This is a genomic window from Streptomyces sp. NPDC002845 (genome assembly GCF_053591955.1).
The window spans coordinates 15,570-34,616 of the sequence record NZ_JBSFUU010000062.1 but is presented as its reverse complement, the minus strand read 5'-3'; the positions used below and the strand labels follow the sequence as shown (position 1 = coordinate 34,616).

General features: G+C 70.6%; 19 protein-coding genes and 1 pseudogene. 15 read left to right on the top strand and 5 right to left on the bottom strand.

Features of this window, described 5'->3' with window-relative positions:
• The first annotated feature begins 1,257 nt into the window (after window positions 1–1,257).
• The 7 genes and pseudogenes from ACWD3C_RS34245 to ACWD3C_RS34215 all read left to right on the top strand — a co-directional run.
• Window positions 1,258–2,340, top strand: a complete 1,083-nt coding sequence (locus ACWD3C_RS34245) for a baeRF2 domain-containing protein (protein ID WP_451150064.1) — start codon at window positions 1,258–1,260, stop codon at window positions 2,338–2,340.
• A gap of 635 nt (window positions 2,341–2,975) precedes the next feature.
• A complete protein-coding gene (locus ACWD3C_RS34240; protein WP_451150063.1) occupies window positions 2,976–3,653 on the top strand; it encodes an urease subunit gamma in 678 nt (225 codons plus the stop codon).
• Complete coding sequence (gene ureC / locus ACWD3C_RS34235) at window positions 3,640–5,643, top strand: urease subunit alpha (RefSeq protein ID WP_451150062.1); 2,004 nt, start codon at window positions 3,640–3,642, stop codon at window positions 5,641–5,643. The genes ACWD3C_RS34240 and ureC overlap by 14 nt, the downstream gene beginning before the upstream one ends.
• Before the next feature lie 95 nt (window positions 5,644–5,738).
• Window positions 5,739–6,413, top strand: a complete 675-nt coding sequence (locus ACWD3C_RS34230; protein ID WP_451150061.1) for an urease accessory protein UreF — start codon at window positions 5,739–5,741, stop codon at window positions 6,411–6,413.
• 43 nt (window positions 6,414–6,456) lie between these two features.
• Complete coding sequence (gene ureG, locus ACWD3C_RS34225; RefSeq protein ID WP_451150060.1) at window positions 6,457–7,170, top strand: urease accessory protein UreG; 714 nt, start codon at window positions 6,457–6,459, stop codon at window positions 7,168–7,170.
• Between the two features lie 32 nt (window positions 7,171–7,202).
• A complete protein-coding gene (locus ACWD3C_RS34220) occupies window positions 7,203–8,021 on the top strand; it encodes an urease accessory protein UreD (protein ID WP_451150059.1) in 819 nt (272 codons plus the stop codon).
• Between the two features lie 923 nt (window positions 8,022–8,944).
• Window positions 8,945–9,582: pseudogene (locus ACWD3C_RS34215) on the top strand (IS701 family transposase); the annotation flags it as partial.
• Window positions 9,583–9,584: 2 nt separating this feature from the next.
• Here the strand turns inward: ACWD3C_RS34215 and ACWD3C_RS34210 are convergent.
• A complete protein-coding gene (locus ACWD3C_RS34210) occupies window positions 9,585–10,001 on the bottom strand; it encodes a DUF2267 domain-containing protein (protein WP_451150058.1) in 417 nt (138 codons plus the stop codon).
• A 499-nt stretch (window positions 10,002–10,500) separates the two neighbouring features.
• On the opposite strand from ACWD3C_RS34210, the gene ACWD3C_RS34205 reads away from it, so the two are divergent.
• Window positions 10,501–11,208, top strand: coding sequence for a rhodanese-like domain-containing protein (locus tag ACWD3C_RS34205; RefSeq protein WP_451150057.1), 708 nt, complete (start codon window positions 10,501–10,503; stop codon window positions 11,206–11,208).
• A gap of 27 nt (window positions 11,209–11,235) precedes the next feature.
• On the opposite strand, the gene ACWD3C_RS34200 is transcribed toward ACWD3C_RS34205, so the two are convergent.
• Window positions 11,236–11,781 (bottom strand): DUF2267 domain-containing protein, encoded by a 546-nt coding sequence (locus tag ACWD3C_RS34200; protein ID WP_451150056.1) that lies wholly within the window; start codon window positions 11,779–11,781, stop codon window positions 11,236–11,238.
• Window positions 11,782–12,028: 247 nt separating this feature from the next.
• On the opposite strand from ACWD3C_RS34200, the gene ACWD3C_RS34195 reads away from it, so the two are divergent.
• Genes ACWD3C_RS34195 through ACWD3C_RS34185 form a run of 3 tightly spaced genes read left to right on the top strand, consistent with a single transcriptional unit; the run spans window position 12,029 to window position 13,979 of the window.
• A complete protein-coding gene (locus ACWD3C_RS34195; RefSeq protein WP_451150055.1) occupies window positions 12,029–13,075 on the top strand; it encodes a YbhB/YbcL family Raf kinase inhibitor-like protein in 1,047 nt (348 codons plus the stop codon).
• Between the two features lie 49 nt (window positions 13,076–13,124).
• Window positions 13,125–13,541, top strand: coding sequence for an SseB family protein (locus ACWD3C_RS34190; protein ID WP_451150054.1), 417 nt, complete (start codon window positions 13,125–13,127; stop codon window positions 13,539–13,541).
• A 30-nt stretch (window positions 13,542–13,571) separates the two neighbouring features.
• Window positions 13,572–13,979, top strand: a complete 408-nt coding sequence (locus tag ACWD3C_RS34185) for an SseB family protein (protein ID WP_451150053.1) — start codon at window positions 13,572–13,574, stop codon at window positions 13,977–13,979.
• Between the two features lie 85 nt (window positions 13,980–14,064).
• Here the strand turns inward: ACWD3C_RS34185 and ACWD3C_RS34180 are convergent, their stop codons facing one another.
• Window positions 14,065–14,364, bottom strand: coding sequence for a hypothetical protein (locus ACWD3C_RS34180; protein WP_451150052.1), 300 nt, complete (start codon window positions 14,362–14,364; stop codon window positions 14,065–14,067).
• Between the two features lie 174 nt (window positions 14,365–14,538).
• On the opposite strand from ACWD3C_RS34180, the gene ACWD3C_RS34175 reads away from it, so the two are divergent.
• Window positions 14,539–14,808 carry a DUF1876 domain-containing protein gene (locus tag ACWD3C_RS34175; RefSeq protein WP_451150051.1) on the top strand — a complete coding sequence of 90 codons (270 nt, stop codon included), beginning with the start codon at window positions 14,539–14,541 and terminating at the stop codon, window positions 14,806–14,808.
• A 191-nt stretch (window positions 14,809–14,999) separates the two neighbouring features.
• Here ACWD3C_RS34175 and ACWD3C_RS34170 read toward each other — a convergent pair whose 3' ends face one another.
• On the bottom strand, window positions 15,000–15,605 hold the full coding sequence (locus tag ACWD3C_RS34170; RefSeq protein WP_451150050.1) for a hemerythrin domain-containing protein: 606 nt from the start codon (window positions 15,603–15,605) through the stop codon (window positions 15,000–15,002).
• A 487-nt stretch (window positions 15,606–16,092) separates the two neighbouring features.
• Between ACWD3C_RS34170 and ACWD3C_RS34165 the strand changes: the two genes are divergently transcribed.
• The 3 genes from ACWD3C_RS34165 to ACWD3C_RS34155 all read left to right on the top strand — a co-directional run bounded on the left by ACWD3C_RS34165 (window position 16,093) and on the right by ACWD3C_RS34155 (window position 18,031).
• Window positions 16,093–16,386, top strand: a complete 294-nt coding sequence (locus tag ACWD3C_RS34165) for a hypothetical protein (protein WP_451150049.1) — start codon at window positions 16,093–16,095, stop codon at window positions 16,384–16,386.
• A gap of 183 nt (window positions 16,387–16,569) precedes the next feature.
• Window positions 16,570–17,439: a universal stress protein gene (locus tag ACWD3C_RS34160; protein WP_451150048.1), complete on the top strand. Its 870-nt coding sequence runs from the start codon at window positions 16,570–16,572 to the stop codon at window positions 17,437–17,439.
• Window positions 17,440–17,827: 388 nt separating this feature from the next.
• Window positions 17,828–18,031: an SCO4225 family membrane protein gene (locus tag ACWD3C_RS34155; RefSeq protein ID WP_451150047.1), complete on the top strand. Its 204-nt coding sequence runs from the start codon at window positions 17,828–17,830 to the stop codon at window positions 18,029–18,031.
• A 4-nt stretch (window positions 18,032–18,035) separates the two neighbouring features.
• Here the strand turns inward: ACWD3C_RS34155 and ACWD3C_RS34150 are convergent, their stop codons facing one another.
• Window positions 18,036–19,043 (bottom strand): LacI family DNA-binding transcriptional regulator, encoded by a 1,008-nt coding sequence (locus ACWD3C_RS34150; protein ID WP_451150089.1) that lies wholly within the window; start codon window positions 19,041–19,043, stop codon window positions 18,036–18,038.
• Window positions 19,044–19,047 lie beyond the last annotated feature (4 nt).

The window sequence follows — 19,047 nt, the reverse complement described above, 5'->3', positions numbered from 1 at the left end:
TCAGCTCGCCTCGTATGTGGCGTCGACACGCATCCGCAGGGCAAGACGGTCCGGCCCACCGTGCCCTGGCTTGAGGAATGCCGTAGCGCTTACGCCGCGCGGGCGCGCGGCGTAAGCCGCCACAACGCACCTGGGCAGGACCCCCGCCCGGCTGCCGGGAAGGCCACGGGCCATGGCGTGCACCGGATGTGTGACAGCGCGGGAGGCTGCTGCGCTGTACGAGGTGGAACCGGTCGCAAGGCCGGTGACCGGTGGACGCCTGACCCGCCTCTTCCAGGCATTCACCCTGGGGCAGGCCGGCCTCATCCCCGTGACCTGCCTGCCCCAGATGCCTGGCCGGCGGCCGTCGCGGGTGGTCTCCACGCGGAGGGGCCGGCACGACAAGCCACGGGCGGTGGGCGCGCATGGACACTGCGGCGCATCGGCCGCTCAGGCTGCCACTGGCCGACTTCCGCCGCCCAGCAGGTCACTGCCGCACCCGTTGACCTGCCGCGCTGATGTTTGAACTTCCGGGAGGCGAGCTGTGGCGTCGCCAGGTAGTCGACGGTGGCGTTGGCGAACGCGGATCAGGAGATTCTGCGGTGTGGCATGCCGCTTGGCCGCCCTGGGCGCCAGCATCGCTGCGATCGGGGGCGAACAACTCGTGTGCGGACAACGGGACCGCCGGCGCATGCAGGACCAGGCCCGCCGAACGGCAGCGCGTCGCGGGACGCTGGGGCCAGGCGATCAGTTGAACGATCCCTCCGGGCGGGAGGGGTGTGCAGCTGCAGTAGCACCGCGCTGATCACCTGTGGGGTCTCACTCTTCCCGCAAGGCCTGCCGCAGGTGATGCGCGATCGGGGCACCAGCCGGCTCGGCGCTGTTGGCTCCGCGCAGCGGCGGCATACGGCGGCCCGTGCACGGCAGGGCTGTCGGTTCCAGCCCGGTCTGCGTACACGTTTCGCCGCAGGGCGTGAGTACGGTGGGAGGAGAAGCACTACGTAAACCCGCTCGACCACGGGAGGCTGCGAGACCCAGCCGCGTCCCTCGGAGCCGGAGCCGGAGCCGGAGCCGGTGCCCAGCCCGGGCCCCGCCCCCCAACCCCTGTTGCCGACCCGACCCGGCCGGAGCCTGGTTTGCGCCTGTCCCGGAGGAGGGGTCGGAACACTGCTGGTGCCCGAAACCGGGCCCAGTAGAACAATCCCGCCCGAGCAGGCCTGAGCAGCGTGCACGACACGAATACCCATACACGAATGCCTATACGGAGCTGAGTTGCGTATGAGGCTGCATTTCCTCGACACCCTGTATGCCCGGCCGGGCCCGTACGCGTCCGTCTATGTGGACACCTCGCGGGACATCGGCAACCCGGACAAGGCGATCGAGCTGCGGCGACACCACGCCCGCTCGGACCTCATCGAGCTCGGCGCCGACCCGGTCACCGCCGACGCCTCCGCCGATGCCATCGGGACCGACGCCGACGTGCCCGGACGCCATGGCCAGGCACTCTTCGTCACCCACGGCGAACTGGTCCTCACCGAGGAGCTGTCCCAGCCTCCTCCCGTGGACAGGACCAGCTACGGCCTGCTTCCCGACGCCATGCCGCTGGCGCTGGAGCATGCTCCTGACATCCCCTACGCCGCGGTCGTCCTCACCCGCGTCGAACCCAAGGACAGCGACACAACCCCCGAAGACCTGCGGGTAGAGCTGCAAACCGGGCGCTGGCCGAGCAGCTCGGTCGCCCCCCGCGGCCTCACCCGCCTGCGTATACCGATCCACCAGTGGCACCAGGAGGCTGAGCGGCTCGCCGACGAGCTGACCCACCTCATCGACCTCGGCCACGCCGACACTCTGGTGGTCTGCGGGGACAGCTGGGCCCGTGGCGTCCTGGTCAACCGCCTGCCCGCCCCGGTAAGGCACCGCGTGGCCGCCGTCCCCCGCAGCGGACAGGACGACGTTGAGACCGGCCGGGCCCTGCTCGAGCCTCAGCTCGCTGACCTCTTCCGGGGGCGCCTCTCCGCCCACGACCGCGACCGGCTGGAGCGCTTCGCCGCCCAGCGCGCCCGCCACTCCGCCGGCGAGGGGCTGCCCGCCGCCGTCGCAGCCCTGCAACGCGGTCAGGCCGACGCCCTTCTGGTCAACCACCCCACCGAGGGATGGCCCCCGCTGTGCATCGGCACCGCGCCCGACCAGATCGCGCTGTCCGCCAGCGACCTGGAAACCTTCGGTGTCACCAGCTACGAGAAGCAGCCCGCGGGCGCCGCCCTGCTGAAGGCTGCCGTCACCACCGGTGCCGAACTGGTCGTCGTTCCCCGGCAGGAGACGTCCCTGGAAGACGGAATCGGCGTGCTCCTGCGCTACTGATCGGACCACCCGCTCCATGGACGCGTTGTCGGCCCCGAGCGGCAGCCCGGCGGAATGGCGTACGAACCGAAGTTATCGACAGGGTTTCAGGCTGTCCGTTGTCCCTAAGTCTCGTGTCCATAAGTCTCGGCTGCGCTACGAGCGGCCACCTTGCCTGGCCTGCGGATGATCACCGCCGCTACGTGCGATTCCCCTACGGACGCGGCGGTCGTCAACCGGCCACTGCCGACACCAGACGTCTGCGTGGCTTGCCGGTTCCTGAACGGGCATAGGCAGGGAAGGAGCGGTATGTGATCACAGAAGGGGGCGGCTCCTGTCCGGCCGCAAGTGCGCCTCCAAGCCGAGGTGCACACTGCCTCGGAGCAGAAACGTTCGTGTGTTACGCCCCTTGAGGGACGCGAACCCCGCAGGCCGGAAATCACCGGTTCGCAATGTGAAGGCTTGATTCCTTCCGCTCTCGCCGAAATGTTCGCCCCGCCGCCCGTCCGGAGGGAAAGCGAAAGTTCCGCGTCGACGCGCCGGCCAGAGCCAGGACGATCGGCCGTGGCGCAGCGTGGCGCGGACCTCTGGCTTCGGTGGGCCCGGCGTGCCCGCGCCGTCGACGGACGTTGGTCTCTGGAGTCAAGAGGGGCACCATGCATTTCACTCCCCATGAGCAGGAGCGCCTGCTGGTCCATGTGGCGGCCGGCGTGGCGCGACAGCGCAGAGAGCAGGGAATCAGGCTGAACTACCCGGAGGCGGTGGCGCTGCTCACCGCCTACGTCTACGACCAGGCGCGGATCGGTCGGAGTGTCGGCGAGATCATGGACTCGGGGCGGGGGATCCTGACACGGGAGGACGTCATGGACGGTGTCCCGGAGATGATCGACAACGTCCAGGTCGAGACGACGTTCCCGGACGGCACGAAGCTGGTGACGATCCACGACCCGTTCGACGCGCCGCGCGAGGAGATCGAACTCCACCCCGGCAAAGTCGACTTCGTCGACGAGGCAGTGCCTCTGAACCCGGGGCTGGACGTCACGGAGATCGAGGTGCACAACCCGACCGACCGGCCGGTGCAGGTCGGGTCGCACTACCACTTCTACGAGGCCAACGCAGGGCTTGAGTTCTGCCGGGCACGGGCGTACGGCAAGCGGCTCAACGTCGCGGCCGGCACGTCCGAACGGTTCGAGCCGGGTGATCGCCGCACGGTGGAGTTGGTGCGCGTCGAGGGCGAGCGGAAGGTGCTGGGGCTGCGCGGGCTGGTCGGTGGGCTGCTGCAGGACCAGGCCCCGGAGGACTCCGACGGTGAGGGAGCTGATGACCGTGGCTGAGCGGAAGAACACCAGGACGACCGAGCGCGAGGTCTACGTAGACCTGTTCGGCCCGACGACCGGGGACGAGATCCGGCTGGCGGACACCGCGCTGCGTATCAAGGTCACCGACGACTGGTCAGGCGGTCTCACCAAAGATCTGGCGGCCCCTCCGTCCGTTCCTGCGCCCGAGGACGAGGACAACTGCCAGGGCAAGGACAAGAGCAAGGTCAGCCTGCTGGCGAGCAGGAGCGGGCACGAGGTGGTCTTCGGCGGCGGCAAGGTGATCCGTGAGTCGATGGGCCAGTCGGCGACACCACGCGGCGACGGCGAGGACGGTCCTCCGGACACGGTGATCACCGGCGTGGTGATCCTGGATCACTGGGGCGTGGTCAAGGCTGACGTCGCGATCCGGGACGGGAAGATCAGCGCCCTCGGTAAGGCGTACAACCCGGAGACCATGGCCAAGATCCACGAGGGCCGGACGGACGGGCCGACGGACTTCGTGATCGGCCCGGAGACCGAGGTGATCTCGGGGAAGGGCCGCATCCTGACCACGGGCGGGGTGGACACCCATGTCCATTTCATCTGCCCGGAGCAGGTCGGCGAGGCCCTCGCGTCCGGGGTGACGACCCTGATCGGCGGTGGCACCGGACCGGCCGAGGGGTCCACCGCGACCACGGTCACCCCAGGCAAGTGGCACGTCGAGCGTCTCTTCAAGGCGCTGGATGAGTTCCCGGTGAACGTCGGGGTGCTGGGCAAGGGCAACACCATGTCCCGCGAGTCGCTGCTCGGCCAGGTGAAGGCCGGCGTGATCGGCCTCAAGATCCACGAGGACTGGGGTGCCACCCCCGCGGTCATCGACACCTGCCTGAAGGTGTGCGAGGGCAGAAACAGCCCGGAGGACGACGACCGGACGGACGGCCTCGTCACCAACAACGTGCAACTCGCTCTGCACGCGGACTCGTTGAACGAGGCGGGTTTCGTGGAGAGCACCAAGGCCGCGTTCAAGGACCGTCCGCTGCACATCTTCCACATCGAGGGCGCCGGCGGCGGCCACGCCCCCGACATGATCACTCTGTGCGGGGAGGAGAACGTCCTGCCCGCGTCCACCAACCCGACGCGCCCCCTGACGGTCAACACCGTCAAGGAGCACATCGACATGATGATGGTCTGCCACCACCTGAACCCTGAGCTGGACGCCGACCGGGCCTTCGCCGACTCCCGGGTGCGACCCTCGACGATGGCGGCCGAGGATCTGCTGCACGACATGGGCGCCATCTCGATCATGTCGTCCGACGCGCAGGCCATGGGCCGCATCGGCGAGATGATCATGCGGACCTGGCAGACCGCCCACGTGATGAAGACCCGCTACGGTCAGCTGCGCGAAGGCACCGCCGCAGAGCAGGAACAGCAGCGGCACGAGGCAGACAACTTCCGCGCCCGCCGCTACGTCGCCAAGTACACGATCAACCCGGCCATCGCCCACGGCGCGGACGCCCTGATCGGCTCCGTGGAGACCGGCAAGCTGGCGGACCTGGTGCTGTGGGAGCCGAAGTTCTTCGGCGTGAAGCCGCACCTCGTCCTCAAGGGCGGACAGATCGCCTACGCGCAGGTCGGTGACGCCAACGCATCCATCCCGACGCCGCAGCCCGTCCTGCCCCGCCCGATGTGGGGCGCCACAGGAAACGCTCCAGGCGCCAACTCGGTCAATTTCGTAAGCCCGCAGGCCACGGTCACCGCGCAGGAACTCGGCATCTGCAAGGCCCTGTACGAGATCAAGGACACCCGCCGGGTGTTCAAACGGCACATGGTGCTCAACGATGCCACCCCGGACATCCGGGTCGACCCGACCACCTACGAGGTGTTCATCGAGGACATCTGCATCACCGAACTGCGCCGGCAGAAGGAGGAACAGGCGCAGGCCGACGAGGCGCTCTGCCCCCAGCGGCCTGCCCCCACGCACTACGCGTCGGAACTTCCCATGGCCCAGCGCTACTTCATCTTCTGACCGTCTGGTGGACGACGGAGCGGGCGGCCCGGCAGGCCGGACGTCGCCCGTCCCGTTGTTCCCGCCGCGCCCTCGAAAGGCATGGCCATCCGTCCATGAGCCGTACCGCTCTCCTCGTCCTCGCCGACGGCCGTTTCCCGGCAGGAGACCATGCGCATTCCGGCGGCGTCGAGGCCGCCGTCGCCGCCCGCGCCGTCCACGATCCCGCCACCCTCTACGCGTTCTGCCGTGGCCGCCTGCACACCGCGGGCCTCACCGCCGCCTCACTGGCAGCTGCGGCCGCCGCCGGACACGACCCGCTCGTCCTGGACGAGGCCGCCGACGCCCGTACGCCCGCCCCGGCGCTGCGGGCCACGGCCCGCAAGCTGGGGCGGCAGATGCTGCGGGCGGCCCGCGCGGCCTGGCCGTGCGAGGCGCTGGAGCGGCTGGCACGCGATCTGCCGGGCGGCGCCCACCAGCCCGTAGTGCTCGGCGTCGCCGCCCACGCGGCCGGCCTCACCGCGTTGGACGCCGCACATGCCGCGGCCTTCAACAACGTCGCGGGCCCCGCCACCGCGGCCGTGCGGCTGCTCGGCCTCGACCCGTTCGATGCCACCGCGGTCCTGGCCCGTCTCTGCGCCGACGCCGACGCCGTGGCCCACCGGGCCGCCGACGCCGCCGCTCGCGTCGCCGAAGAGGGAGTCGGCGCCCTGCCGGCCGCGTCGTCGCCACTGCTCGACATCACCGCCGAACAGCACGCCGCCTGGCCGATGCGTCTTTTCGCCTCCTGACGCCGAACCCGGACTCCCCGCACACCCGAAGGAGCTCACGCCCATGCACCTCGACCACACGCACGACGGCCCCGGCGGCGTATCCGCCGACGCCCACCGCCCTGACGGCACCCGCCGCGCCCTCAGGGTCGGCCTCGGTGGTCCGGTCGGCTCCGGCAAGACCGCCACCGTCGCCGCCCTCTGCCGCACCCTGCGCGACCGGTATTCGCTTGCCGTCGTCACCAACGACATCTACACCCGTGAGGACGCCGAGTTCCTGCTCCGCGAGGCCGTCCTGCCCCCCGAGCGGATCACCGCCGTGGAGACCGGAGCCTGCCCGCACACCGCGATCCGCGACGACATCTCCGCCAACCTGGAGGCCGTGGAAGAGCTTGAGGACCGCCTCGGCCCCCTGGGTCTGATCCTCGTCGAGTCCGGCGGCGACAACCTCACCGCCACCTTCTCCAAGGGCCTCGTCGACACGCAGATCTTCGTCATCGACGTCTCCAGCGGCGACGACATCCCCCGCAAGGGCGGCCCCGGCATCACCACCGCCGACCTCCTGGTCGTCAACAAAACCGACCTCGCCCCGTACGTCGGCGCCGACCTCGCCACCATGGCCTCCGACGCGGTCCAGCGGCGCGTCGGCCTCCCCGTCGTCTTCACCTCCCTCACCGGCGACGACGGCGTCCGGCCCGTCGCCGACTGGGTGCTGGAACGCCTCACCGCCTGGCGTCACGGGACCGCGCGGCCCGAACCCGCCGTCGCCGCACACTGATCCCGTCACGACCCGGCAGAAGAGCAGAAGACATGAGCACGCTCGCCGAAGACCCCGCGTCCCTCCCCGCGGCTCTCCCGGACGCATCCACCGTCGTGGCAACCGCCCGGGTGCGGGCCGGCCACAACGGCCGCACCACCACCCTTCCGCTGCTCAGCAGCGACGGCCCCTTTCACCTCCAGCGGCTCCGCCCGCGTGGCGGCCTGGCCCGTGTCGACGTCATCGGCGCCATGAGCGGCCCCCTCGGCGGCGACCGGCTCGCCCTCCATGCCGACGCCGGCCCGCATGCCCGCCTCCAGATCACCGGAGCCGCCTCCACCATCGCGCTGCGTGGCCCCACCGACGACACCGCCACCTACGACATCCGCCTGACCGTCGGCGACGACGCCGCCCTGCACTGGCTGCCGCAGCCCCTGATCAGCACCGCCGGCAGCAGCCTCCGCCAGACCTGCACCGTCGACCTCGCATCCACCGCCCGCCTCGTCCTGAGGGACGAACAGATCCTCGGCCGCACAGGTGAGACCAGCGGCCGCCTGACTACCCGCCTCACCGTGCTCCGCGCCGACCGCCCCCTTCTCGACCAGCACACCTCTTACGGCGACCCCCACCCCGCCTGGGACGGCCCGGTCGTAGTTGGCTCGCACCGCGCCTGCGGTCAACTCCTCGTCGTCGACCCGTCCTTCGCCCCGGCAGCCCGCCCACCGGTCCTCCTCGGCGACCCCGACACCCCGGCCCACGGTGCGCTGGTCCCCCTGGCCGGCCCGGCGCTCCTCGCCACCGCGGTGGCCGACACCGCCACCCGGCTGCGACACCTCCTCGACGAGGCACTGCGACGAGCGCTCACCCCATAAGTGAGAACCGCACGGGTCTTCTACCTGCCGACTTCGCCCGATCACAGCCGTGGTGTCCGCGTAGGAACCCCGTGCGTACTCCCATTACCAGGTAGGGGGTGTGGTCCTCGGCGCCCTGGACGGCGCTCCGGCCCCGGCGGCGGGCCCGGCGCTGGAGTACGCCGAAGTCGAGTCGGCCCTCGGACGGCACGACGACTTCGGCGTCCAGGACGAGTTCTTCGGCCACCTGCGATGCCGCTGTGGTGAGGTCGGGGAATGCGGGCGTCAGGTCTCCGCCCCGCGACGAGACTCGATCAGCACGTGGCCCGGGCGTGCGAAGACGATGGCGCGGAACCCGTCCGCCCCGGGTTCCGCGGCCAGACGACCGGGAAGCGCCGTTTCCGCGGGCAGCTCCCGCCAGGCTTCGGGAGCATCGACTCGATCGGAGGGGTCAACGCCACACCGTCAGCTTCACGCGCTGCAGGGGCGGCCCGCGCACTCTCTGAATGCCTGCTCACTGATGCTCTCGATGGATGTTCTTGAACGCCTCCCCGAATGCCGGCAGGCACTCCTGGGGCATCCTGAAGCCCCCGGTGTGCTGGTAAGAGCGTTTGTTCGGGTCGTTGTTGGCCGCGATCGGTTTTTGGGAAGTCCAGGCGGCAGCTCCTCCCGCTTGACCAGCGCGTTGATGGTGCGGGTTATCGAGCCGGTCCGCCCCTTGAGCGAGGCACCGTTGTCGCCCCGGAGCTTGGCTGCGTCGCCCCATCCGTCACCTTCCACAGTGACCTGGAAGATGTTGCGTTGAATATCAGGCAGAGCTCGCAGCAGGATCTGCGCGTAGTCACTTGTCCACTGAGGAACAGGAGTTGCGACATCGACGTGCAACCCTCGTGCTGCAGCGAGCCGCACGAGTTCGCCACAATCGGCCTCGGCGGCCGCGAGCCGGCGCAGGCCACCGGTTCCGGAGGGTATTGGAGAACGCCGGTGTCGGCCGTGTGCCGGCGGTGCCCAAGTCCCAGTTCACCGTGGGCTGCCCACGCATCGATCACCTCTTCGCCCAGGCACCCGAGGAGGCGTGGGAGCGCCGCTCGTGCGGACAGGGCGCCAAGGGACCGCGGGTGTACGACTGGGCCGCGGTGCGGCTGCTCGCGGTGGCCGAATTCGACTAGCAGGGCGAGGAGTTGGTGCACCAGCGATGGGCGCCGGCCCGGCGCAGCGTGCACAAGCCGGAGGAGATCGCCTACTACTACCTCGGTTACGCGTCCCTAGGCGCCGGCGTTGACGACCTGGTGCGTGTCGCCGGCACCCGCCGGGCAATCGAGGAGTGCCAGGCGGCGAAGAACGAGTGCGGCCTGGACCAGTACGAGGTCCGCCGCTACGTCGGCTGGTACGGCACATCAGCCTCGCGAGGCTCGCGCACGCCTTCCCCGGGACGGCCGACCCAAGACCGACCCGCCGATGCCAAACCCCCGCTACAGTCCCCACCGCCAGGCCGTTGACCAGGAGATATACACAGGAGGTATACAGAAGTCCTGCTGGAGTACTGTGGCCCACCAGCGCGGAAACGCTCCCTCCGGGCTGAGGTCAGCCGCCGGCCGAGCCCGCACTGCCGGCGAAGAGGACCTCGGCGAGTTCTTCATCGAGCGACTGGCGGATCTTGTCCGTCAGCGACCCCTGGGTGGCGTCCTCCACGACCTCGATCACGCACCGGGCCTCGTACACGGCCTTGGGGTAGTCCGCGCCGGCTCGCTGCGCGACGCGATCGAAGAACTCCTGGCGGCTCATTCGGACACCCGTCTCCGGGACGTCCGGCGCGGACGCCACCCGGCGCAGGTGTTCCCCCACCTCTGTTGGCAGCTGAGCAGCCAGGTTCTCCGCCAGAGACGACGGTACGCGTTCGGCGAGAGTCTCGAGGCTGGCGCGAGTGGCGGCCTCGGCGGCGCCGCGGCTGTCCAGCCGGGCCCGAGCCTGCACCTGACCAATGAACTGATCATGCTGCATGACGGCTCTCCTCACTGCTGATGGAGGCGTTGCATCCGGTGACGACACACCAGTGACCGAGGTTCCCGCGCGTTTCTGAACAAAACCGGGTGTATCGGGTAGGTCGGTGGGCGTGGAGCTTCCTGCCCGGCGAGCTCACTTCCAAGGCCGCCTGGACGTGCTGCTGCCCGCCTCCGGCCGTCCAGTTCGGCCTCGTCCGCGGCCAGCGCGTGCCACTGGAGAACACCGCTCCCGAAACCCCCGTGAACCCGCGCCGGTAGGAGATGCCAGACAACAGGCCGCGTGTACGGGTTCGGCACGCGCACCCGTCCGCATCCGGCGCGGCTGCTGCCCCGGACCGGGCAGCGGTTCGAGCCCGGTCACCTGACGGGTCCGGATCCTGCTGCCGGCGCGTGTCCTGAGGTGTGCAGGCATGGCGGGCGGCTGTGGTGGAACCCGGAGACAAGGTATGGCAGCCCGGACTGCTTGCCGAGTTCCCTGGGCCGAGGAGGTGGGAGCGATGCCGACACGCGTGATGGACCGACGGGAGGTACGCCGGCTCGTCGAGGAGGAGCGGGCGCAGCTGGTGGAGGTGCTGCCCCGGGAGGAGTACGAACAGGCACATCTGCCGGGGGCGGTGCACCTGTGGCTGAGGGATCTGGACCGGGAGGCGCGGACCCGGCTGGATCCGGACAGGCCGGTGATCGCGTACTGCTGGGACTGGCTGTGCGACATGAGCCCCCGGGCCGCGGCCCGCCTGGAGCAGCTCGGCTTCCGCGAGGTGTACGACTACGTGCCCGGCAAGGCGGACTGGCTCGCGGCCGGAATGCCCGCCGAGGGCCCGGCGGCGCAGATGCCGTCGGCGGGGGACGTGGCGCAGCGCGAGGTGGTCACCTGCCGGGCCGACGCGCCGATGGGCCCGGTGCTGGAACAGTTGCGTGAAGCGGGGCAGGCGGTCTGCGTCGTCGTGGACGACGAGCAGGTGGTCACCGGTCTGCTGCGACGCCGCGAGGCCGAGGCTCACCCAGATGGCAGCGTGGCGCACGTGATGCGCCCGGGACCGGCGACCGTACGGGCCGACGAGCCGCTCGGCCCGCTCCTGGAGCGCATGGCCAAGGCAGGGGTACGCACCATCGTCGTCACGGATCCGGAAGGGCGACTGCTGGGGCTGATGGACCGCACCTCCGGCGAGCAGGCACTCCAAGAGCGCCACGCTGTGGCGACCTGAGGGAGGGCGCCCGGCCGGGACGCCGTGTCAGGTCAATTCGGTGTGGCCGAAGAGTTCGGCGTACCCCGCGGGGAGTTGGCTGATGAGCTTGTTCAACTCCCCGCCGGAGACCGTCTGCGCGAGGACGGTGAGCACCGCTTCGGCGTGTGCGTGGGAGGTCTCCTCGTCGTCCCCGGTGGCCTGAGCCACCCGTCGGACGAACTCCTGCACACCCCAGTTTCCGCCGGGGTAGTCGTTGGCCGCGTCCATGAGAACCTCGGCCAGCTCGATCGGGAGCTGATCGGCCAGGTGATTCGCTGCCGAGGGCTGCAGGCGCTCACCGAGGGTGGAAAGCACCGCCTCGGTGACACTCAGCACCTCTGGGGTGTCGCCGTATTCGCCCTGCTCCCGCACGGCGGCCAGGAATTCACGGAAGGTCATCGCATACACCTCACACACACCAGTCCCGAGGGGCAGGCAGGGCCGCCACACGCTGCCTCCCACCCTGTGCTGCTCGTACGAGCAGCCGCTGCCCGGCAGCAGCGCCTGCGCAGGTGCCTGGCTCGGCGGCGGCCCCGTGTCGATACGGGTCACCCGGTGCTCCCCTGACCAACTTCTCGACCACCGATTCCCCCTTCGGACGGGCTTGGCACTCCCGAGCCCGTGAGGCGTGCCGGTGCGAGCGCGGACCAGCGGCGCTTCGGCTGGGCACGCCTTCCAGCCGGTGCGGTGCCCCGTCGAGTCCCAAGGGCTGATTCTGCCCGTCATGGTGATTGCCGCGTGCTGCCCTGGCTACCCGATCGGCGGGACGTTCGAGGAGGCCGGCCGGAGGTGAGGTCCCATGCGTCACGAGGAGTTCATCGGTCAGGTGCAGTCGCGGGCGCGGCTGGACAGTCGTGGCGCCGCGGAAAGGGCGACCCGGGCGACGCTGGAAACCCTCGGCGAACGTATCCCCGCCGGGCTGGCCGAGAAACTGGCCGCGCAGTTGCCGCAGGAGATCGCGGAGCACCTGCGGCGCATCGAGAAGGCACCGGATGTTCCCGGCACCGGGGTGCACATGAGCGGACACGAGTTCTTCGAGCGGGTGGCCCGGCGTGAAGGGAAGAAGTTCCCGAAGGCGGTCCACGACGCCCGCTCGGTGATCGAGGTGGTGGGGGAGGCCGTGCAGGGGAGCGTGGCCGAGAAGGTGCGTGCGTCCCTGGACGACGAGCTGGCCACGAGGCTCTTCGCCGACAGTACCGACACCGTGGCACAGGGCGGGCCCGTCGGCGGCCACCGGCGTACGCCTGTCGGCGGCCACCAGCCGCCGCAGACTGCGCCCGCCGACCTGGTCGGTCCGTCGGCCGAGAGCCGTGTCCTGCCGCAACGGGCGGACCAGGGCCGCTCGACCGCACTCGAACTCGCAAGCCCCGTCTTCGAGGATCATCACCGTGTTCCGCCCCGGTACACCGAGGACGCGGGGGATGTCTCGCCGCCGCTGACCTGGTCCGGTGTGCCGGACGGGGCGACGGAGCTGGTGCTGTTGTGCGAGGACGTCGACGCGCCGTCGGGCAGCGTTGTCCACTGGGTGGTGGTCGGCATCGATCCGCGCAGCGAGGGCGTGGCGACGGGCCGGCTCCCGCCGGGCGGCACGGAACTGGTCAACGGCTTCGGCCGACGGGGCTGGAGCGGGCCGCAGCCGCCGCCCGGGGAGCAGCCGCACCGCTACGTCCTCCATCTCTACGCCCTGGCGGAGCCGTGCGTCCTGCCCGATGCCCCCAGCACGGAGCAGGTCCATGAGGCCGTTATGGGGCGGGAACTGGCCGAAGCGACGTTGGTGGGCCTGTACGAGCGGCTGACATCGACCACCGACCATCCGCGGCCGCATGGGCCGTGGGACGCCGGGTAACCCGGATGCAGCCTCGCCCCGGAGGCCGTTCTGAGCAATGGGATTGATCATGGACACTCCCGTGAACAACACCTACCCGTCGGACAACACCATCCCCGCGGCCCAGCGGGCGCTGAGGACCCTGGCCGACCATCCGGAGGACGCAGCCGCTCTAGAGACCCTGGCCGTCAGCAACGTCCTGGTGCCGGTGCCGCCCGACATGGACGACGTACCGGAGGACAGGCCGGAGACGCTGACTCTGCCGGTGATCGAGGACCCTGCTCATGAGCCGCGGGTGCCCGTGTTCACGTCGGAACTGAGGATGGCGCGCACCCTGCCTGGCACCACCGGCTACCGGCAGGTGCCGATGGCGCTGCTCGCGGCCTACTGGCCGGCGGACGATCTCGGCATGGTCATCGACGTGGGCGACCCCGACGCCCTGACCTTGACCGCGGAACGGGTGCGCCACCTGGTGTCCCGTCCCTGAACCGGCGAAGCGGAAGTGGGGGAGTGCCGTATGACCGACTCGTCGGCCGAGTCGATCGCCGCACGCATCCGCAAGGCACTCGACGCCCTGGCCGATGACCACCACGCCCCGATACCGGCCTGGGTGCATGCCCTCGCCGAGAGCGAGGTGCTGGTGCCGCAGACGGAAGAGGCCGACCCGGGGCAGCCCGGTGCCGCGGTTCCCGTGGCCGTTGTCCGGCACCGGGAGGAGGGCCCGTTCGTCCCGGTGTTCACCTCCGAGGCGACGATGGCGGCCGCGCTGCCGTCCGTGCAGCCTTGCCGGCGGGTACGACTGGGCGTCCTCGCCGCTGTGCGGCCGGGCGACGACGTGTCGCCGACCGTCGACCCGGGCTCGCCGGACGCTGTCGCCGTCGACGCCGCGGACGTACGGCTGCTGTTCGGCCTGCATGGCGGCTGACCCCCGCCGGCACCGGTAGGTCCAGCACGTGCCGCGGTGCTGTCGCTCGGCGTCGAGGCGCCCCGCCTGCTGCCCCGCTCGTCGCTCAGGCCCGGGTGTCCGGGCCCGTCTTCTCGTCCAGCCGAGTGGAGTCGCCCTGCGCCCGGTGCCTCCGCAGGCTCCTGCGACGGTGGTGCCCCGCCCCCCTCACCGCCATGGCCAGGCCCAGACAGAAGATCAGTGCCAGGGCGAGGCCGGAGCTGAAGACGGCGAGCATGTTCATGGTGGCGATGTCCTGATCGAGCACCGACACGGTGTACTCGGGGCCGCCGGACAGGTTGTCGGCGATCACCAGGCCGGTGAAGGCGCCGGTGACCCCGAGGAGGAGCAGTCCGATGATGAGCATCCGAGTCACCTCCTCTAGGAGTTAGTCGTATAGCAGTACGACTACCCGGGATCTTGCGGGGCACACGACGGCGCTGCCCCGCTGTGTACGGCGCCGATTCGTTGCGCATGGGGGCCCGGGGCCGGGGAACTCGTTGCGAGGCACGGCGATGGGCGTACGGGGAAGGTGACCGCCATGCAGGCACACCTCAACTGGCATATCGACCTGGACATCGAGCGGACCGACGACAAGAGCGAGGCGACCGCCTCGTTGCGGTTGCCCGATACGACGCGGCTCACGGCCCGCGGGCGGTCCCGGCGCAATCCCGATGATCCGGCGCAGAGCCGGGTCGGCGAGGAGCTCGCCACGGCCCGGGCGCTCAACGACCTGGCCCGTCGGCTGCTGCGCAAGGCCGCGCACGAGATCGAGGAGACCACGCACACGCCGGCGCACCCGCATCTCTGAAGCGCCCGCGGTGACGCCGGAGGTCCGCAGCGTGTGGCCAGGACACAGCCACGGCACCCGGACGGAGCTGCCCCCTCACCCACGAGGTGACCACAATGTGCCTCTGAGCGTCGAGGGGTGGCCTCTCCACGAAGTGAGCATCACTGCCGTATTCAGTGTCGGGGCGTCATCTGCGCCGTACTGCCGGGTGGTCATATTTCCAACAGCTGCGCTCCTCCGGTGAGGAACTCGTCGAGCTGCTCGGCCTGTCGGTACGCCGTTGTCCGGGCTCTCTTCGGGGCGAGCGCGGCCTGCATCCGGTCGGTCACGTCCGGGCGGGAAGAGCGTTCCACCTCGTTCCGCAGGGCGGCGGCCTCGGCCTGGACCTGGCGGACCGCGTCGCCGAGAAGCGCCAGCACCTCGGGTGGAGCAGCCGTACGCAGCCGTGGGAAGAGGGCCGTGTTCTTGTGCTCGCCGTGGCGGCGCACTCTCGTGAGCAGCCGCCGGACCAGAGGGTCGAATTCGCCGCTGTCGGTGTCGGTGAGCTCCAGGTCCTTCATGGTCTCTTCGGCGCGGCGCAGATCCTGGACCTGCTGCTGCACGAGCCGGTCGCCGTCGTCGGGCACGTAGCGGCGCACGACGTGGTGCAGGTGGCGCTCCGCCGCTGCCGTATGGCACGCCAGAGTGAGGGCGGCTTGCTTGAGGCGGCTTCTGCGCCGAGGGTCGTCGGCCGGCAGCCTCAGAACCTCCGTGAGGGTCCGCTCCAGTTCGCGGTGGTGTTCGGTCAGTGTGGTGACGATGTCTGCGCGGTCCGTCATGTCGGTGCTCCCCTCGCGAGAGGGCTTACGCCGTGATCGGGGCGAGGATGGGAGGACGCCGTCGGCGAGAGGGTCTGCCGCCGCCGCTCCGCGACGTGGTGCAACCTGTACGTTTCGCCGCGCCCCAAGGTTCCTCGATGGGTCCCGCGTACCCGTCTCCACGCGGGTTCCTCCGAAGAGGAGGTGGCTGGTGTGGGATATGTAGGATCGCAGCCACGATCGCGAGGAGCCCTCTCGACACATCGGCTTCGTCACGCAGGACCCGTGTGGCACCGCAAGGCGCCGTGTTACCACGAAGCGTGGGTGGTTCTACCCCAGGGCCAGAGGGAGCCGGGTGCGGTGCGAGCGGTCACCAAGATTTCAACCGACCACCTGCAGCGGGCTGTGGACGATTCGGCAGCCTCGCTCTTCCCCTGACTGCCGGAAGAGTGTGGTCCCTCGTGCTTCGGATACCCGGCACAGGTCAGTACGAGGAAGGAGGCATGTCGTGAATCTGCCCGTGCAGCACACCGGCGGCCCTCTGGAACAGCGGCGCCGTCCGGGCGGGGGACTGTGGGACTGGAATCCGTTCACCGAGTTCGAGAACCTGTGGCGCGACATGGGCCAGGCGCGGGGCGTGACCCCCGCCGTCTGGGGGACCGGCTCGTGGGTACCCGGCCGAGGACCTTGCCGAGTGGCATCCGCCGGGGGACGGCGAAGACGTCCGGAGGGAGTTGGAGCGATGCCGACGCGGCCGATGGACCGGCGGCTCCCGAGCGGCTGGACACGGGCCGGCCTGTGATCGCGTACTGCGCCGACGGCGGGCTGTTCCCGTCACCGCCCCGGAGGGACGCCTCCTCGGGCGGACGCGCTGTCGCTCACGGAGAAGCCGCGACCGGGCGCGGTGCGTGGTGACAGCGATGGCGACGCTGTGCGTGCTCAGGAAGGAGCGAAGACGCATGCGGTACCGAGTTCTGGAGGCACAGTGACCGGCGGCGGTCGGCCCGGCACCGTGCTTGTCGGGATCGACGACACCTCGCACTCCCGGCTCGCTGTGGACTGGGCGGCCATCGAGGCGGAGCTGCGCGGCTGTGCGTTGAGGGTCGTCCATTCCGTCGGCCGTAGCGCGGATTCCGCGTACGGGGAGACCGGGGTGGGCCTCACGGACCAGGTCCTCAAGGCGGCCACCGGCGCGCTGGACGACGCGCGGGCGCGGCTCGGGGTCGCCCACCCCGGCCTGCTGATCGAGACCGTCCTCGCCCGTGTCGATCCGGCCGAGGCCCTCCTGAAGGCGGCCGAGGACGCCGACCTGATCGTGGTCGGCAGCCGTGGGCGCGGCGGCTTCGCCGGGCTGCTGCTGGGCTCGGTGAGCAGGAAGGTGGCCGCTCACGCCGACCGACCGGTCGTCGTGGTGCGCGGGGACACGGGGATGGCGGCGGGCAACGGCATCGTGGTCGGCGTACGCGACGACCGGGACGAGGAAGCCGTACGGTTCGCCCTCGCCGAGGCCGAGCTACGGCAGACCGGCGTGCGTCTGATCCATGCCTGGAGGCCGCTCGCGCAGACCCGACTCGCGCTGCCCCAGGCCAGCATCCTCGAGGAGAAGCGGGATGCTCACGCACAGCTCCTGAACCATGCCGCCCGTCCCGTCGCGGAGTACCCGAAAGTGCACGTGGACACCGAGCTGATCGTCGACTCGCCCGCCGCCGCCCTGGTGGAGGCATCGGCTCGGGCCGGCCTGATGGTACTGCCGCGCCATCCGGTCGAGGGCAGACTCGGGCTGCGGCTGGGCACCGTCGTGCACGCAGTCCTGCACCACGCCGACTGCCCCGTCGCTGTCGTGCCCGTGCGTTAGGGGGCGGACGTCGGCGCAGTTCGGCGTCGGCCCAGGCGTCGCCCGGTTGGCCGGAGCACGAGCTGCTGCGAAGCCCGGACGGACAGGCCGAAGCCCTTGTCGCGCCGTATCGGGGAATCAGCCTGCCGGAATGGCGAGTTGACCGGGCTGACCGGGCTGACCGTGCGGGCCGGAGATGGATGCGGGTGCGGCGCCGGAACGGTTCGCGTCGGCCCGGGGCGCGCGGCCGGCGACAGTGGACGTCGCACGGTGGGCCCGCAGTAGCCGACCGCTGTCCGGGGTGCGGCGGGAAGGGCGTTGAGGACAGTCGACAGGAAGTTGATCACGGCCGGATTCGCTCTCTACGAAGACGTTTCCGTGAGTCACGCCGACGCTTCCATGGCCTTCCATGGCTTATGTCGCGCCCATGCTGCTGACCGCACCGCTGAACCTGCTGTTCACCGTCGCGCTCGGCCGGACACCCACCGACGCCCCCTTCCACCTGGGAATCGCGTTCGGTGCGCTCATGAACGCCGCCGTCCTGGGCGCCGCCGTCCGCGCGGTCCGCAGGCGCCGGCCGTCATCCGTGCGTCCCGCCACCCCCAGCCCCTGACCGCTCATGTGCCGCTCACGGGCGGTGCCGTGGTGCCGCGTACCTCGAGGAAGGGAACGGTGAGGTCGACTTCGCGGGGGCGGTCCGGGTCGTCGAAGCGGTCCAGGAGCCGCTGGGCGGCACGTCGGCCCACGTCGTGGCTGGCGTTGTCGACGGTGGTCAGCCAGAGATGCCGCAAGCGGGAGAGGTAGGTGTTGTCGTAACCGACGAGGGACAGGTCACGGGGAACCTCCAGGCCGCTCTCCTCGGCCGCCGACAGCGCGCCGACGCACGTCATGTCGTTGACCGCGAAGACGGCGGTGGGCCGCTGCGCGCGGCTCAGCAGCCGGACGGTGGCCCGGTAGCCGCCCTCCTCGGTGAGGTCGCCCTGCTCGACCACTGCCGTGCCGGCCAGACCGTGCGCGCGCATGGTGGCCTCGAAGCTGCGGCGGCGCAGGTCGCCGACCGCGCCCTGCCCCGCGATGTGGGCGATGTGCCGGTGACCGAGGCCGATGAGGTGTTCGGTGGCCAGGCGAGCCCCCTGCTCGTCGTCGTTGGCGACGATGTCCACACCGGGCAGCACCGGTTCGCGGGCACCGGCGACGACCGTGGGGACCCGGCCGGCCGCGGTGCGCAGCGCCTCGGGGTCCTGCAGGGTTCCGACGGCGATCAGCCCGTCCACACGCAGTTCGGTGAACGTGCGGGTGAGGTCCTCCCCGAGGCGCCGGTTCAGCCGGCCGTCGGCCAGCAGCATGTGCAGACCGCTGTCGTTCAGCCGGGAGTTCAGTCCGTCGAGGAGTTCCACGAACCACGGGTTGCGCATGTCGTTCAGCAGAACACCGACGGTGCGGGTACGCCGCTCGCTGAGACTCCGCGCGGCGGCGTTGGGCCGGTAGCCGAGTTCCTCGACCGCGGTGAGCACGGCGGCCCGTTTCTCGGGACGTACGCCATCGGCACCGCGCAGCACCAGCGAGACCAGGGACTTTGACACGCCGGCCCGTGCGGCGACGTCACGGATGGTCGGAGCCCTCATGGAT

What these genes read in the sequence shown, in the direction of transcription:
- ACWD3C_RS34245 (WP_451150064.1), top strand. Translation starts at nt 1,258, where the DNA reads ATGAGGCTGCATTTCCTCGACACCCTGTATGCCCGGCCGGGCCCGTAC.
- ACWD3C_RS34240 (WP_451150063.1), top strand. Translation starts at nt 2,976, where the DNA reads ATGCATTTCACTCCCCATGAGCAGGAGCGCCTGCTGGTCCATGTGGCG.
- ureC (WP_451150062.1), top strand. Translation starts at nt 3,640, where the DNA reads ATGACCGTGGCTGAGCGGAAGAACACCAGGACGACCGAGCGCGAGGTC.
- ACWD3C_RS34230 (WP_451150061.1), top strand. Translation starts at nt 5,739, where the DNA reads ATGAGCCGTACCGCTCTCCTCGTCCTCGCCGACGGCCGTTTCCCGGCA.
- ureG (WP_451150060.1), top strand. Translation starts at nt 6,457, where the DNA reads ATGCACCTCGACCACACGCACGACGGCCCCGGCGGCGTATCCGCCGAC.
- ACWD3C_RS34220 (WP_451150059.1), top strand. Translation starts at nt 7,203, where the DNA reads ATGAGCACGCTCGCCGAAGACCCCGCGTCCCTCCCCGCGGCTCTCCCG.
- ACWD3C_RS34210 (WP_451150058.1), bottom strand. Translation starts at nt 10,001, where the DNA reads ATGCAGCATGATCAGTTCATTGGTCAGGTGCAGGCTCGGGCCCGGCTG.
- ACWD3C_RS34205 (WP_451150057.1), top strand. Translation starts at nt 10,501, where the DNA reads ATGCCGACACGCGTGATGGACCGACGGGAGGTACGCCGGCTCGTCGAG.
- ACWD3C_RS34195 (WP_451150055.1), top strand. Translation starts at nt 12,029, where the DNA reads ATGCGTCACGAGGAGTTCATCGGTCAGGTGCAGTCGCGGGCGCGGCTG.
- ACWD3C_RS34190 (WP_451150054.1), top strand. Translation starts at nt 13,125, where the DNA reads ATGGACACTCCCGTGAACAACACCTACCCGTCGGACAACACCATCCCC.
- ACWD3C_RS34185 (WP_451150053.1), top strand. Translation starts at nt 13,572, where the DNA reads ATGACCGACTCGTCGGCCGAGTCGATCGCCGCACGCATCCGCAAGGCA.
- ACWD3C_RS34180 (WP_451150052.1), bottom strand. Translation starts at nt 14,364, where the DNA reads ATGCTCATCATCGGACTGCTCCTCCTCGGGGTCACCGGCGCCTTCACC.
- ACWD3C_RS34175 (WP_451150051.1), top strand. Translation starts at nt 14,539, where the DNA reads ATGCAGGCACACCTCAACTGGCATATCGACCTGGACATCGAGCGGACC.
- ACWD3C_RS34170 (WP_451150050.1), bottom strand. Translation starts at nt 15,605, where the DNA reads ATGACGGACCGCGCAGACATCGTCACCACACTGACCGAACACCACCGC.
- ACWD3C_RS34155 (WP_451150047.1), top strand. Translation starts at nt 17,828, where the DNA reads ATGGCTTATGTCGCGCCCATGCTGCTGACCGCACCGCTGAACCTGCTG.
- ACWD3C_RS34150 (WP_451150089.1), bottom strand. Translation starts at nt 19,043, where the DNA reads ATGAGGGCTCCGACCATCCGTGACGTCGCCGCACGGGCCGGCGTGTCA.